13 protein-coding genes and 1 pseudogene are annotated in these 16049 nt (G+C 42.0%); 11 read left to right on the forward strand and 3 right to left on the reverse strand.

Features of this window, described 5'->3' with window-relative positions:
• Positions 1-282: 282 nt before the first annotated feature.
• The 7 genes from NLP_RS15115 (at position 283) to NLP_RS15145 (ending at position 8946) form a co-directional block, all read left to right on the forward strand.
• Positions 283-1128: a Pvc16 family protein gene (locus NLP_RS15115; protein WP_104907098.1), complete on the forward strand. Its 846-nt coding sequence runs from the start codon at positions 283-285 to the stop codon at positions 1126-1128.
• Positions 1129-1173: 45 nt separating this feature from the next.
• A complete protein-coding gene (locus NLP_RS15120; protein WP_104907099.1) occupies positions 1174-2892 on the forward strand; it encodes a phage tail sheath family protein in 1719 nt (572 codons plus the stop codon).
• Between the two features lie 45 nt (positions 2893-2937).
• Positions 2938-3393, forward strand: coding sequence for a phage tail protein (locus NLP_RS15125; RefSeq protein ID WP_104907100.1), 456 nt, complete (start codon positions 2938-2940; stop codon positions 3391-3393).
• Positions 3394-3723: 330 nt separating this feature from the next.
• Entirely contained in the window at positions 3724-4200 is a 477-nt protein-coding gene (locus tag NLP_RS15130) for a phage tail protein (RefSeq protein WP_104907101.1), read from the forward strand.
• 186 nt (positions 4201-4386) lie between these two features.
• Positions 4387-5400, forward strand: coding sequence for a DUF4255 domain-containing protein (locus tag NLP_RS15135; RefSeq protein WP_104907102.1), 1014 nt, complete (start codon positions 4387-4389; stop codon positions 5398-5400).
• 204 nt (positions 5401-5604) lie between these two features.
• Entirely contained in the window at positions 5605-6630 is a 1026-nt protein-coding gene (locus NLP_RS15140) for a hypothetical protein (protein ID WP_104907103.1), read from the forward strand.
• Between the two features lie 456 nt (positions 6631-7086).
• Positions 7087-8946, forward strand: a complete 1860-nt coding sequence (locus NLP_RS15145; protein ID WP_234017336.1) for an ATP-binding protein — start codon at positions 7087-7089, stop codon at positions 8944-8946.
• A gap of 558 nt (positions 8947-9504) precedes the next feature.
• Here NLP_RS15145 and NLP_RS33195 read toward each other — a convergent pair.
• A complete protein-coding gene (locus NLP_RS33195; RefSeq protein WP_158680391.1) occupies positions 9505-9660 on the reverse strand; it encodes a hypothetical protein in 156 nt (51 codons plus the stop codon).
• A 166-nt stretch (positions 9661-9826) separates the two neighbouring features.
• On the opposite strand from NLP_RS33195, the gene NLP_RS33200 reads away from it, so the two are divergent.
• Positions 9827-10030 carry a hypothetical protein gene (locus NLP_RS33200; protein WP_158680392.1) on the forward strand — a complete coding sequence of 68 codons (204 nt, stop codon included), beginning with the start codon at positions 9827-9829 and terminating at the stop codon, positions 10028-10030.
• A 133-nt stretch (positions 10031-10163) separates the two neighbouring features.
• On the opposite strand, the gene NLP_RS15155 is transcribed toward NLP_RS33200, so the two are convergent.
• On the reverse strand, positions 10164-10640 hold the full coding sequence (locus NLP_RS15155; protein WP_104907106.1) for a hypothetical protein: 477 nt from the start codon (positions 10638-10640) through the stop codon (positions 10164-10166).
• Between the two features lie 839 nt (positions 10641-11479).
• Here NLP_RS15155 and NLP_RS15165 point away from each other — a divergent pair.
• A complete protein-coding gene (locus NLP_RS15165; protein ID WP_104907107.1) occupies positions 11480-11674 on the forward strand; it encodes a hypothetical protein in 195 nt (64 codons plus the stop codon).
• An 82-nt stretch (positions 11675-11756) separates the two neighbouring features.
• Here the strand turns inward: NLP_RS15165 and NLP_RS34950 are convergent.
• Positions 11757-11912, reverse strand: a pseudogene (locus NLP_RS34950) (IS1 family transposase); the annotation flags it as partial.
• Between the two features lie 985 nt (positions 11913-12897).
• Here NLP_RS34950 and NLP_RS15175 point away from each other — a divergent pair.
• Together NLP_RS15175 and NLP_RS15180 are read left to right on the forward strand one after the other, a co-directional pair.
• Positions 12898-14538: a sigma-70 family RNA polymerase sigma factor gene (locus NLP_RS15175; RefSeq protein WP_104907108.1), complete on the forward strand. Its 1641-nt coding sequence runs from the start codon at positions 12898-12900 to the stop codon at positions 14536-14538.
• Between the two features lie 23 nt (positions 14539-14561).
• A complete protein-coding gene (locus NLP_RS15180) occupies positions 14562-15839 on the forward strand; it encodes a DUF1822 family protein (RefSeq protein ID WP_104907109.1) in 1278 nt (425 codons plus the stop codon).
• The last annotated feature ends 210 nt before the right edge of the window (positions 15840-16049 follow it).

A 16049-nucleotide genomic window follows, 5' to 3' on the forward strand; every position in this document is an offset into this window, starting at 1 on the left:
ATTTGAAAAGGTCTTGGCAATATTATACTTTTTTAACCTGACTACTGGAAAAAGTTCATGCCTAATTTTCATTCTCAAATAGAGTTGACCTATTTGTAATTAAATGATTTGTAAAATTAATTACATCATCAGCTAAAGCTCTATGCAAAGATGAGCTTTTATTGTGATTTTTGAAAAAGAATTAAGCTATAACTTCTAAATTTCAATTCGTACATAAGTCTGATTGCATTGGCTAGTAGATCGCTTAATCTGAGTATATAGAAACGAATTAGATATCTGCTTATGCTGAATTCGATTCTTCAAACTCTTGCTGAAATGTTGACTAGCGGATCTGTTCTCACTAGCACTGAGCAAATAAACTTTAGTCACCCTGGAAGCTTAAAAGATAGTAATAGAGAGCTATCACTTAATCTCTATCTGTATGATGTTCGAATCAGTAAAAAAATGCCAAATAATGGCAGGCAGGTCGAACGCCATTTTGATGATTCACGACAGGTTGCAGAAGTATCTAGAGCACCCAGTTGGTTCGATATCTCCATTGTGATTACAGCCCGCGATCGCACTGTATTAGGAGAGCTTCATCTTCTGTCTGAAACTCTACTGCTGTTAATGCGTAGTCGAGTCTTGCGGGAGGAGTTTCTAACTCCTGACCTTCGTGGTCATGGCAACTTATCATTATCAGTCACTAACGACCCACCCATTGATGTAGGAAGTTTATGGAGTTCTCTTTCTATTCCCGTACGACCTGCTATTTATTTGACAGTAACTGTTCCCTTTAATGTATGGAGAAAAACAACTGTACCTTTGGTTACTGAACGACATTTTGGGGTCAATAATTCAATTCCAGCTATCAGCCGGAGCGGCTCTAAAATTCAGCGAGTTGCCATTGCTGGTATTGTCAAAAATACTCTAAACTCAAAGCCATTAAAACGAGTTCAAATCATACTTGAAGGAACCGAAAAATCAGTAACTAGCAACGAGGAAGGGTATTTTATGTTTGATAATTTGACTTCTGGAAACTACATTTTACACCTGAAACGATTTGGCTATCAGTTTAAGACTTGCGATGTTTTTGTAGACGGAGAATCATGTATCCCCAAAGAGATATTACTCATGCCCGCCTACTAGATTTCTATATCAATCGATTATCTAACAAATCAAGGAGCACTTAACATGGCTAGACTAGACTACTTTGCACCAGGCGTTTATGTTGAAGAAGTCGATCGCGGCAGTCGTCCGATTGAGGGCGTCAGTACTTCGGTCGCAGGATTTATCGGTTTTACTGAAGATATACGAGGCGGGGCCGAACTCTTTAAACCCATGCTTGTCACCAGTTGGACTCAGTATCTTGAATACTTTGCCCGACGCAACTCTAACGGGTTTACAGACTTCGATGCGTATTTACCTTTCTCAGTTCGAGGATATTTCCTGAATGGAGGCGGACGTTGTTGGGTTACAAGTATTGGAACCCAACTCCCCAATATTGGGCTAGAAAGTTCAAAACGGCAAGCACCTCCCTTAGAGATCCCAAGACGCGGCGATCGCCCAAGTTTAAATTTATCCATCAGGTCTGAACACTTCGATAACGGACCCATTAAAATCGAAATTCAGGATGGAATGCCTCGGGCGTTACCTCCTGCGAAGAATGATGATAAAGCGAGTGACCATAAAGGTCAATCGCAGGGAACGGATAAAGTAGAAATACCTCAAAATCCACGTGAGTTCTTCTCTCTAAAAGTGTGCCGAGACGATCAAGTGCTTGAGCAATACAATCACTTGAGTATGGATCCAAAACCCCAAACGCAGGCTGCAACCTACGTTGTTGAGGCTCTGAAAAACTCTAAGTATATTTCGATTGGAGATATTGCCCAGCCCGGACCGCCCTTAGCCCGACGGCCCTTGAATGGCGAATACGAACTACTGCCTCCAGCACCGAGTTCTACATCTGAGAAATTTGCTAGTGAAGTAGAAGGGGATCGAAGCAGACGAACTGGCGTTCTCGGCATCTTTGAAATCGACGAGATCACAATGATCTGTTTTCCGGATTTAATGCGAGCCTATGAAGCTCAAATTTTAAACATTGAACAAGTTCATGGTGTGATGGAGACCATGATCAGCATGTCTGAAGGTTCTGCTAGCGGCAATATGCCAGGGGCAACGAATCGAATGGTTGTGTTAGATCCTCCTCCTGATCGCACTAGACCTCAAGATGTCGTTGATTGGTTAGATGAGTTTGGTCGTCGTTCCATGTTTGGGGCTCTCTATTATCCGTGGGTTAAAGTACCCAATCCTCGAAATGCAGGGCGTTCAATTCTTGTTCCTCCTTCTGGCCACATAATGGGCGTATGGGGTAGAACAGATGAAACGCGAGGGGTTTATAAGGCTCCTGCGAATGAAGTTCCTAAAGGGATAACTGGTTTAGCCTACGATGTCAACTTCAGAGAGCAAGAGCTTCTTAACCCACTCGGTATCAACTGCATTCGTAAATTCCCCAACCGAGGAATCCGCATTTGGGGTGCCCGTACCCTAGTGGAACCTGACAAAACGGAATGGAGATACATCAGTGTCAGACGACTCATCAGCTATATTGAGCGTTCCATTGAAGTAGGAACTCAGTGGGCTGTCTTTGAGCCGAATGACCAACAGTTGTGGACGCAAGTGCGATATTGCGTTATGAACTTTTTAGAGCGCATCTGGCGTGAGGGAGCTTTATTTGGTGCTAATCCTGAACAAGCTTTCTACGTGAAGTGTGACGAAGAAAACAATACGCCTGAAACGATGACCTTGGGTCGTTTGTATATCGATGTTGGTGTATGCCCAGTGCGTCCGGCTGAATTTGTGGTCTTCCGCATTAGTCAGTGGAATGCTCTGGAAAATGAAAACGACAACTAACTTGTTTTAGCTCATTCATATCAAGTAAAAAAATAGGAGAAAGTCATGGCGCAATCAGAATATAGTCTAGGCTCTGGTTTTAGCCTTAGTGGGGGCACTTTGGGTGGACAAATAGCAGTAAAAAGCTTTAGTGGTTTAAAAATGGATGTTGAAGTGTCTTCTAATTGTGTCGGTAATCAGCAGGGAGGAAAGAAGAAGCTAGAACCTAGACCAGGTCCAACAAAGCCTGGTCAACCAACGTTTGTTTGCCCAATACCTAAGGGTGATAAAAAATTAGCAGATTGGTGGAAAAAATTAAATCCTAATGCTCAACAAGGCACTTATAAAACTGAGGATTTGATGTTCACCTTTGCAGGGGAGGCTGGAGCAGTTCATGCTCAATGGCAACTAAAAGGCGTCTTCCCCATGAGTTACCAGGTGTCTGATTCAGAATCTAACAATGCCGAGCTTGCTGCTGAAACAATTCAACTGTGCATTACAGAAATTGAGCGGATGCAGTAATGTTCGCAAAGATGGAAGAATGAAGACTCCAGATATAAACACCATTATATGGTGAGTAATACTGTCAAACGTACCCTATTACTGGTGTGTTTCAGTCTTCCCGATCGAGGTCCTACCTCAACCTCCTGATCTCTAATGACAAATTAGAGATCTATCTCCCCCAACAGCCACTCACCTTGACAACAGAGGAGCTGGAGAGTAGTAGGTTCGAGACTTACTCCAAGAGTACTACTCTCCAGATTGGGGGTTGCCAAATCCCATCTATAGTTCGACTGAATAAAATTGGGATGAAATAGCTAACCGTAACCTTTGAAACACTTTAATCAATCTATGAGTGAACCAACTGTATTGATGGCATCTGGCTTCTCTATAACCTTGCGACTTGATGGCTCCAATGATTTTTTGGACGGAACTTTTAAGGAGTGTGATGGTTTTGACTTTACCCAAGAGGTTATCCAGTTTAGAGAAGTCACTAGCGAACGCTGGGGGAACGCTAATAAGGGACGCTCCCGACTGACCAAGCTTCCTGGTAATGCAGTCGGTGGAAATCTAACCTTACGCAGAGGCATGAACATTTCCAAGAGTTTGTGGCTATGGTTTTCGTCGGTGCAAGAGGGCAACTGGTTCAAACAGCGCAGAACTATATCAATCACTTTTCATCAAGGGAATAGTCCCCAAGCAGCCTTTCAGTTTACAGAAGCTTGGCCAACCAAATACCGAATTGGAGAGATGAAAACGGATTCAAGTGATGTAGAAATTGAGGATATAGAGATCGCTTATGAAGGGTTTGAACGAATATCAATTTAGCCATTGCTGAATTTACGAAGAATCTGAAATTACTATTCAAAAATCTCAATAGCATTTAGAACACTCTGAAAACCTGTTTAGCGAAAAGTTTAGGTTCGCCTTAGCACTGGATTCTTCTTATCTTAGTTACATGAAAAATGTTTTTTAAGTGCCTAACAATACAAATAGTTTTTTAGGTAAAAATGTATGAGTAATGGATTGGCGATCGCAGCGATAACAGCTGTATTCAAAAACTTATTAGAAGACGGCTTGGTTCAGAATGCAGCTCTGTCGAGTATGGGAAATGTGCTAGTAACCACACTTCCCCCAGATCAGATTTCTATTGGAGTCGATGGTCAACCTCAGCTAAATCTATTTCTCTACCAAGTTTCAGAAAATCGTAATGCAGATCTGGGTGGGTGCGATGCCAAAGGCGGCAAGCCACGCAACCAGCCAGCCCATCATCAAGCCAGTACACAAGAAGATGCAATTCTCCCCTTAGCCATCAATCTCCATTATGTATTGACTGCCTACGGAAACAAAGACTTTCAAACGGAGATACTGTTGGGTTATGTTATGCAGCTTATGCATCAAACTCCGGTTTTATCCAATGCCACGATTCGAGCAATGCTAAATCATGTCGCAACCATCAATCGTTCCGGTCTTTTGGCACAAGCGATTGAATCGACTTCTGTTGAAGCTTTAACCGAGCAGTTAGACCAAGTAAGGATCGCGCCAAACTTGTTCGATACAGAACAGATGTCAAGATTGTGGTCGCTTTTACGAGGTTCTTATCGACCCTCAATTACCTACGAAGTATCGATGATGTTTATTGGATCTAATAAATCTTTACTTGTTCCAAGTTCTAGTAAAGGGGCATTGAATCAGCCGCAAATTGAGAAAATTGTTGCATCGCCTACAAATGGCGAGATTGTAGCGGGGAGCAGTTTAATCATCTATGGGAAGAATTTGAGTGAGGATATAACTCTGCTCCGTCTGAACGGAGGAGAAAACCTATTAGAACCACAAATTGTTGAAGACAACAGAATTTTGTTTAAACTGCCTCACAATCTATATGCTGGGGTTCAAAAGGTTCAAGTTGTTCATCAACAACTATATAAGTACCAAAACTATAAAGATTTAGAGGTAGTATCGAATGAGCAGACTTTCGTTTTACATCCAACCATAGATGATAACCCTGTTCTAGCTCTTCAAGACTAATGTGTGCAGCTACACCAATTCGTTTTGGCATGACCTATCTTTGCACTCACTACATTCGATCATCCGGCCATGATATTAGACCATAAATCGGCTCAGATTGGAAGTAGGATATCAAGTTTTTGGAGTTGCAGCATAACGAGAGCTACTTAATAGAAAAGCTCTATTATCTAAAAGTTTTTACAACACAACATTAGAGGCAAAACAATGTACGCCGAACCCAGCAAACAAAGACGACAATCACGCTCTAACTCGAAGGATTCTACTTCATCCAAGCAATCGCAGAGGCAGCCCTCTCCAAGATTGGAACCTACTAACAACCCCCCTGCTGTGACTGCTCAGTCTGAACAAGATGTTATTACTCAGATTCCCCCTCCTGTAGCTACTCAGTCCCAAATACCTCAGTTGCAAGGAGTGGAAAATTTCCAAAACTTACCACCGGACACTTTGAAGAATAAGTATGGGAAATTTCAGATCCAGCGTGATGTGAGAACAGGACTGCAACCTTTTGGTAAAGGTTACTCCACCGAGATGGAAATGACCCCCAATATACGCGCTCGCGGTTCTAAGATTGATTTTGTTCAAACCGTTCGAAGCAATATTAACGACAATTGGAAGACAACGGCGACAGATCATGGGTGGACTGGTGAAACTGACGAATCTGGAAAGCCAATTGACTCAGAAGGAAAGCCGAAATTTATTCATCGCAGTGAACTTACAGAGCAACAGACTGGTACAGGGTGGAGAGTCGACCAATCAGACCAAAACACACCTTTCCACAGCGAAGGCCACTCAGAACTCACACCGGACGTGGGCAAGCATCATCTTCTGAAAAAGTCAGACTCTGCTAATCTCGTAGATAGACCTACGATCGCTGGACAAGGTTACAAGTTTGATGCTATGTCAACTGCCATGGATAAGAAAACAGGTAAAGAGTTTGGAACAGTGGAGTGGGGCTTTAACGTTGGACAGAATGAGCAAGGAGAACCAACACTTGAGGGGCGCACTCCAACACTTCTGGAGGATAATTTAAAGTTGGATGGTGAACCGGGCAAGGAAGCTCGTGAAAGGGATCGCGGGCGAAAAGCAGCGTATGAGCAATGGAACCAAGCTGCACCTGGGAAAGAACAAGCAAACATAGAAGAAGCACAAAGACTAAAAAAGGAAGGAGCAGCCAACGTGCGGCCACCAAAACAAGTAACTCGAATTCCAATAAGGAGAACCAACACTTAGGGATTGCCCTCCAACATTTCTGGAGGATAATTTAAAGTTGGATGGTGAACCGGGCAGGGAAGCTCGCGAAAGGGATAGCGGGCGAAAAGCAGCGTATGAGCAATAAAACACACATGTCCAGATTGTGGTCGTTCTTACAAAGCTCTTATCAATCCTCAATTGCCTACAAAGTATGATGGTGCATAAATCCTGGGATATTCTCAATTTATGCAATAGGCTTGAGGTCAACTGATTAATTTGTCTATAAACTGTTTGAGTCTCAAGGATCTCTTACTAATGTATAGTTCAACAGATTTTGATGTCTGGTACCAAGCCAACCAATACTATTTAATTGCCGCCTTCGATCTACTCCACAATATTCTACAAAACTTTATTAATCAATCTGAAAATGATCCTGACGCAATATCTTCAAAAATCAATCAAGCTCGATCTGAACTCTTGAAGATAGCTTCTGAAATGTCATTTAGTCCAGCTTTTGAGCAAATTTCTCAAAGATTTAAACTTTCAGAATTTGAGTTTTATATACTGGTTTTTTGCGCTGCCATTGAACTCGATTTACGTTTTCCAGGGTTATGCACTAAAGCCTATAATAATGAGAACTACTACTATCCAACATTTGGGTTAACCCTCAGAGCCTTACCAAATCCTCATTGGAGTGCATTAGCTCCTGATGGAGCGCTTCGCTATTGGAAGCTTATCGATTTAGGTTCAGGTAATAGCCTTTTAAATAAACAATTGTTTATAGATGAGAGAATCCTTCATTACCTTCGAGGTATCCAAACGACAGACCCATTACTGACAGGACTTACTGAGCTACCTTCAGATCGTCCTAATCAACTAATGCCCTCTCACCAGAGCTTGGCCGATAAAATAGCAGCGTTATGGCATCTAAGTTCATCTCAAGATATTCCCCCCATAATTCAACTGTGTGGTTCAGAGATAGAAGATAAGATAGATATTGCCCAAGTCGTTTGTCACCAACTTGAGCGAGGCATCAGTCTCCTGAACTGCGATCGCATTCCTCTAAACTCTGACGACTTAACTTCTTTCACTCGCCGATTGCAGAGAGAATGTATTTTAGAGCATAGGGCGCTCCTGCTCAATTGCGATGATACGGATCTTTTTGATCCAGAACAACGTGCTGCGCTCAATCAACTCACAGAGGAATTTTCAGGGTTTATCATTATCACAACGCGTGTTCCACTCCAGGAGTTAAAGTGTAAGATGATTCGCTTTGATATTCCCAAACCAGAACCCCAAGAACAGTTAATCACCTGGCAAGCCTCTGTAGACGAACTCAAAACCCAACTCAATGGACAAGGCACGCTGATCCCAAACTCAGAACAGTTGTCTCAAGATTTGCAAGCGCTCACGTCTCAGTTTTATTTAAGCACTTCTACAATTCGTAGTGCCTGTACCGCAGTAATTGGACAATTGACAACGCAATCTGCTGTTTCCTTCAAACAGGCATTATGGGAGAGTTGTCGCACTCAAGCGCGACCTGGTTTAGATAAACTTGCAGAGCGGATTGAATCTAAATTGACCTGGGAAGACCTAGTATTGCCACCCCTACAAAAACATACCTTAGAGCAAATTTCAGCCCACGTTCGCCAAAAAGCTAAGGTATATGAAAATTGGGGATTTGCAGCAAAGAATAGACGTGGACTGGGTATCACAGCTTTATTTTCTGGTCCTAGCGGAACGGGGAAAACACTCGCTGCTGGAGTGCTTGCCAATGAGTTAAACTTAGACCTCTATAAAATTGAATTGTCCTCAGTTGTCGGCAAATATGTTGGCGAAACCGAAAAAAGTCTCCAGCGTATCTTTGATGCAGCAGAGAGTGGTGGCGTTATTTTGTTATTTGACGAAGCAGATTCAATCTTTGGTAAACGGAGTGAGGTAAAGGATTCTAAAGATCGCTATGCCAATCTTGAGGTCAGTTATTTGCTACAGCGAATGGAATCTTATTCTGGACTAGCCATCTTGACCACAAACTTGCAGAGCAATTTGGATTCTGCCTTTTTGCGGCGGCTGCGCTTTGTGACTCAATTTTCTCTCCCGGATGCGGCGCATCGAGAAAAAATTTGGCAACGAATTTTCCCATCGAATACCCCCACTCAAGGATTAGATTTTAAAAAGCTCGCTCAGCTCAATACCGCAGGTGGAAATATCCGCATTATTGCCCTCAATGCTGCATTTGTAGCGGCTGATGCTGGAGAAGCAGTCCAAATGAAGCATATTTTAGGGGCTACTCAAACCGAGTATGAAAAACTAAGCAAGTCATTGACGAGTGTAGAAGTCGCTGGCTGGATCTAATGAAAGTTTCAATACCCGCGATCGCACTTTTTAGCATTAAACCATACGCGCCTTTTGCGATCGCTTGAACAATAAATTTTTAATTCCGGGTGATTTGGAACCAGATTTTCACCGTTTGAACCATATTTAAAGCACAGGGAACACTAATAATAGTAGGCTTTATGGATAATATCTTACATCCGCGACAGTCATCAAGGCGACGGAGACAACAGCGACAGGAGAATCGGCAGAGAGAGGAACGTGGGCAGGCGCCGTCATATGAAGAGAGCCAGCGGCAGCCGTCATATGAGGAGTCTATGAATTCTACTCGCCCTGGGGGTGTGTGGGGGACGTATGCGACACCGAGGAATGACGATCTTCATCCTATATCTTATGACTCGCATATGCAGCGGCAGAGGAGACACGAACTGTCTTTACAGCAACAGGGTGTCCCCCAGCATCCGCAGATGAACGTGGGGAACCCCATGCAGCTACCGTGGGCACCACAGCCAACACAGCCGACGTCAATAGCACAGCCGATGTCACCACCACGGCCGGGTCTGTCAGACGATGAGATAGCTAGGGGGGGGCAGGCTCTGAGCGAAATGCGTCAAAGAAGGGAGCAGCAGGAACAACAGCAGCGCGAACGGCAGGAGCACGAACGGCGGCTACAGCAGCAGAATGTCCCCCAGGTGCCGCCGATGCCGCCGATGCCAGCCCTACAGCTACCGCCATCGATGCAACCGCAGCCGCGACCGCCGGGATCGGGAGGGCAGCGTCGTCGCTAAATTTGCCGATTCAGCGACCGTAGTCGTGGCGCAGATGAGGAGCAGTTCGAGATAGCCCGAAAACCAATTGAGCAACAGTGCGGATGGAAATGGCAGGGTAAATCAATTTAATTATGGACACAAACAGAGAACAATCCCCTAGAGGTAGGATGCGATCGCCAGCAGGATCGTCGCCGCCACAGCGATCGCAGGGATTGTGCTTTTACCAAAAACTTGGACAAAAAGGACACGATATAGTTCACGACTCAGGTGGCCAAGATATACTTCAAATTTATAATTGGAGTTTAAAAACCCTAAAAATTAGCTACAGCAAGTAATCGGCTCAAAAAGTTTCAACGCCCGCGATCGCACTTCTTAGCATTAAAACATACGCGCCTTTTGCGATCGCTTAAACAAGAAATTTTTAATTCCGGGTGATTTGGAACCAGATTTTGACCGTTTGAACCATATCTAAAGCACAGAGAACACTAATAATGGCAGGCTTTGTGGATAATATCTTACATCCGCGACGGTCAAGAAGAGAACGAAGAGAAAGAGAAAGAGAACGAAGAGAAGAACAACAGCGGCCGCAGATCGGTCCGCCGCAGCCGTCGCATCAGCCGCCGTCGTATGAGCAAGCCGTGCCGCAGAGGCCACCGCGGCCGCCAGTGTCGCAGCTGCCGCCAGTGCCGCAGCCGCCAGTGTCGCAGCTGCCACAATATCCAGAGTCTCTGGCTCAGGTTCCACCGTCATACATAACGGATGCCCCACGACGGCAGCACCGGAGCGTGGGGTGGCGAAACGCGCAGCAGCAGAGAGATCTATATCCAGTAGCGGATTCGCAGTTGATGGATACCCAACCGTCAGAGTCGCCGCCGCCGTGGTCGCCGCCGCCGGTGGGTTTTCCTGTGCTTCCGCCTGAGCCTGCTCTATCTTTGGAGCCTGCACGCCCGGTTTCGGCGATGCAGGCTATGCATGAGGCGTTTCCGAATGTTCCGGTACCAATGCGGCAGCCGTCGCCATACCAGTTTCCGAGACGGTCGGAGCCGTCGCAGCCAGAGCGACCACAGAAAATACCCTCGTCGCAGCGACCGCAGGCAGGATACTTGCCGCTGCAGCTGGGACCTCCACCGACAAGACCGTTGCCGCCGCAGCCGGGACCTCCACCGCGGCGGCCGCTGCCGGAACCGCCGTCGAGACAGCAGCGGTATTCGGCGCACGACTCGTCATCGTCATCATCATCGGGACCGCGACCGCCGGGACCACCGCCGTCGCGACCGCTGCCGCCGCCGCCGGGACCACCGCCGTCGCGACCGCTGCCGCCGCCGCCGGGATCACCGCCGTCGCGACCGCTACCGCCGCCGCCGGGATCGGGAGGGCAGCGTCGTCGCTAAATTTGCCGATTCAGCAACTGTAGTCGCGGCGCAGATGAGGAGCAGTTGGAGATAGCCCGAAAACCAATTGAGCAAGAGTGCGGATGGAAATGGCAGGGTAAATCAATTTAATTATGGACACAAACAGAGAACAATCCCCTTGAGGTAGGACGCGATCGCGGTCGCCGCAGCGCAAATGAGGACGCAGTCGGAGATACCCCGCAAATCAATTGAGAAACAGTGCGGATAGAAATTTTAATTTCAATAATTCTGTCTAGAGTCTTGTAAATTAATAAAATAACCCTGTTTATAGACATAAGTCTACTGACATTTCATAGTCCACTAAACTAGTATGAACTTAATTAAAGTCACTCTTTAATTATTTAATATCGTTTCAATTATGAGGTAAAAATCATGGAATCAATTGGATACTTTTTTAGTAGATTTTTCGGCGGACTTTTTGATAGACTATCCGATCAAATAAGATACAAAATAACTGATTTTGCTGAATCTAAAATCAGAGAAACAGTTGATAAACCATTTAATCAAAGTGCAAAAAACAAACAGCAACCAATAGATGATCGCCAAAATGAAAACCTCAAATCTTAATTGAGAATATGTCACTTACTTGAGAGAGAACTAAAGCAACGAAAACTATCTATTAATCCTAAATAGATAAGGATAGATAGCCCTAAATCCGTAGCAACTCATTATAGCGATGGGTGAAATACCAGATAGCTCCAATATGGTTTTCTAACTTTTTGGAGAATGACAAGGTTTATCTAACCAAACGTGAAACTCTTTGAAGTAAAGTACAGTTAAATCTCTCAATACCGTTAGTTTTACCACTAGTTTGGCTCGCGGCTTTTGGGATTACAAAATTGTAGCAAAGAACAGAGCGATGTTTATGATTCAATTTTCTGTCCCAGATGCCGCCCATCGAACCAAAGGCTTAAACTTTGAAAACCTAGCTCAGTTTAACGCTCCTAGCGGTAATATCCGCATCATGACATCAACTCAGCTTTTATGGCCGCCGATGCAGAAGAGCCTGTGCAAATGAAGCACTTAAACAGAGTATGAAAAACTAGGGAAATCATTAACGAGTGTAGAAATTTCTGGCTAGATTTAAGGTTGTGTTGTAAAAACTTACTAAGGACAAAAGATTCCTCATTAATCGCATCTGGTTATGCAGCAACTTCAAAAATTTGAGACACAAATCCAGTCAGAGTTTTAAAAGTTGCTTTTGATTTTTGCTTTCGCAAAGTGACAAATGAGGAGTATTAAGCACTGTACCAGTTGTAGTCCTTACCATACGTTAACGACATTTATTTTTTATACCTAAATTATGTCTTTTTTACGTAAGATTTGAGATTATTTATTTTTCCTAGCTTGCTAAAACCAGTCTTTTTGTTGTTTGATAAATAAATATTCTATGGTGACAAGGTAAAAGTATAAGCATTTTGACCAATTTCTACCCTCAAGTTTTTATAATGCCTACAGCCTGCATAATTAACTTGCTTTGTTCCCAATAAGTTCAGTAAAGCTAAAATCATATAAAACAATGCAGTGTATTTGATACTTGCATATTGCTGGGAGCAACGCGATTTGGTAAAATTGGGATTAAATTATCAATTAGATCGGTAAATTCTCAATAGAACCAAGTTTTTTTGTTGCGATGCCTACGCTGGCTACGTCTACGCGTAGCGTAACGGAGGTAATCGCATCCCGAAATAGCCTATTTCCGTTCTTGGTTTTAGCACTTCACCAAATCGCGTTGCTCCCCTTGCATAGATTGTAAACCTCATTTTGTTATCTAGTAGGGAGAAAAAATTATGGTGCTTAATTTTACTAAACATGATAGTATTCCCGTACTACCAAAGCGGAGGAGTAATCTTAACAAATTTTCTACCTATATTGTGATATGTAACGAAAATAATCAATTAGCATTGCAATGGAAACATCAACCTTCTCTGCAACGTAATTTGAAATTATATGAAGACAAGCATCCAGAGTTTTCTAATTTATTTCGCCACCAGGATAAAGGAATAGACATCGCAAATTTTTGGCGAAAAGTAGCATTTGATGAATCACAATTAATAGCAGATTGGGAGCCAAGCAATAAAACACAACTTGCCTATGAACATTTAGCAAGTTATTTTGAAGAAAAATGCTATTGGGCTGCCAAAGACTTATGTAAAGACCGTAACGTAAATTCTTGGGAAGAATATCTATGTATTGCTAGATTGCTAGTTTACAACCCACTAAAATTGAAAGAAATTTTAGTTAAATATAATTCTAAAAGTGCGAATATAGATACATATTTAACTAACATTTTAATAAACCATATTAAATATTCGGCAGAAGTTCATAGATTTTCGCGGTGGAGATTGTTATATAAGAAGAGTGATAAAGAACTCATAGAAGCACTAAAAGCATTGGGAATCATCGAACCAGAAATTTCATTAATTATTTTTGCTAGAAAATACTTTAAACAAGTTTATTTAATCAACAAGATTAAAAATACCACCAGAAACACAGGTAAAAAATGGATAGCTCCTGACGAAGAAGATTTTTCAAAATCTGCTCAATGTTATAACGTAGAAAAGGGATTACCAACTGCACCCCATGAAGTATTTGCTAACTCAACTAAGGTAACTGCAAAACAAATTCAAGATTGGATGGAGATTTGCATCAAAGCTTTAAAAAGTTATCCGATATCAATTCTACCGAAATTTTCACTTGATGCCTTCCAAGGTGAATTTGAAGTTAAATCAGAATTACAAGCTCCGGAAATCGAATGGGAAAAGATATCAAGCAGTGAAAATACAAGAGAACAAGGATTTTTGGCGAATCAAGCTAATTCAATTTTATCTGAGCAACTTCAATCCATGAAACTGGATGAACGGAAAATTTTACTTCTCTATTATGGGTTTGGACTCAATCAAAAACAGCTAGCAGATAGATTGGGAATGAATCAAAGTACAATTTCTCGTTATCTAACTAAATCTACAATCAAACTATTAGAAGCTATAGCTAGAATTTCCCAACCACAACAATGGGTTAAAGGGTATGTAAGACGATGGTTAGAAAGCGAGTATCATGCACCAGTACACTCAGATTTGATTCAAGCAGTTTTGGTGTCAGCCATCAAAAAATTAGTAAATGAAGAACGTGAGATTTTGCAACTTTATTATGGAGAGCAAATGGATGAAATAAAAATTGCTTCTCAGTTAGGTATTAGCTTGAATGAAATAGCTACAAGACTTACTAAAACAAGAAATCACTTACAAGAAAAATTGATGCAGGAAATAAACATTTGGATTAAAGAATATTTAGAAAAGTGGTTAATTAATTACTACAAATCTCTCCTAAAAGTAGTGTTGAAAAAGGAAGCTAAATCAGGAAATAAAGAATTAAAACTAGAAGAAAAGATTTTTCTAGTGGAAATATATACTCAAAATCAGTTGTATTAAATTTATTAGGGAGGAGGAAAATTATGTTGAGTTTATCAGATTTCGTAAATATTGACACTAAGCATATTTGGTTGCAGGTAGAGACAGCCGAACAAGAAAAAGTATGGCAGCTTTCTCAACATCACTCAAATGCGATCGCAATTTACAATGCTTATCTTAATCGCATCTGCTTGAGTCGCTTACTCACTTGGTTTCAATCATCCTTACAAGAAGCCAGGTTACGCGTAGAGGTATTTCCTAGTGAAGAAAATTTACCTAGTATCTTAGAGATAGTAAATGGTACAGCAATTAAGGTGGGTGAAACCAAGATAGTATTAGTGCCGACTGAAACAATAGATATAGAAGAATTGTGCGTACCGCAAGAATGGGTAGATATTAATAGTTGGGCGGCTGACTATTATATACCAGTGCAGGTAAATTTGGATGACGATGATGATTGTTGGATACGAGTATGCGGATTTGCTACCCATCGTCAATTGAAAAACCAAGGCAAATATAATTCAAGCGATCGCACTTATTCTTTACCTATCGAACAGTTAACTGAAAATTTCACCTTACTTTTTGCTACACTAGGACTGCGTTGGCGAGAAGAAGTACCACCTGAAGTAATTTTGTCAGTAGCAAAAGCTGAAAACTTATTGCAGACATTAAGTGATACTTCTATTTATTCTCCCAGGGTACATTTGGATATACCATTTGTTCAATGGGCGGCATTAATTTCCAATGAGCAGTGGCGACAACAACTGTATAATCAACGTTTAGGTAAAGAAAAAAATACTGTATCCACTGCTAAGAAATACTTGTCATCAAGCATAGAATCGATGAATAGCGTCTCTGTAGACTCCTCATTGATTCAGATTAACCTTAGTCAATGGTTTGAGAAGCTGTTTGCAGCAGGATGGCAACCTATTGACGAAGTTTTAAATTCACAGCTAGGAAATTTAGCATTTGAGTTCAGAAGTTTTTCTGCAACTAGTAAAACAGGTGTAAATGGAGTCAAATTAATTGATTTAGGGGTACAATTAGGAGGACAATCTTTAGCATTGATGCTTGCTCTCTCGCAGGAAGAAGACAAAAAAACTGCTATCATCGTACAAGTTCATCCCACTGGTAATAATAAATATTTGCCACCCAATCTCAAAATTATGCTTTTAGAATCGGGAAATATTTTACAACAAATTGAATCAAGAAGTTTAGATTGCTACATTCAACTTAACCGGTTTAAAGGTTTAAGCGGAACCAGTTTTTCTATCCAACTAACTCTTGATAATTTCCTGATGATAGAAAATTTTTCGATTTGAAATAAAATCAAATTTGGGTAATTACTTATAATAAAATTTATCAATACAGGACAAGTTAGGTTGAACCTTGTGAAACCCAACATGAACTTTAAACTTGCATTGGGTTTCTTTCGTTCCTCAACCTAATAACCTACAGATATTATAAGTGTTTAAGCAAACCTGGATTAGCTAATGAGTATTTTCAAGTCATGAGTCAACAGAAAAACACTT

Source organism: Nostoc sp. 'Lobaria pulmonaria (5183) cyanobiont' (assembly GCF_002949795.1).
Lineage (GTDB): Bacteria > Cyanobacteriota > Cyanobacteriia > Cyanobacteriales > Nostocaceae > Nostoc.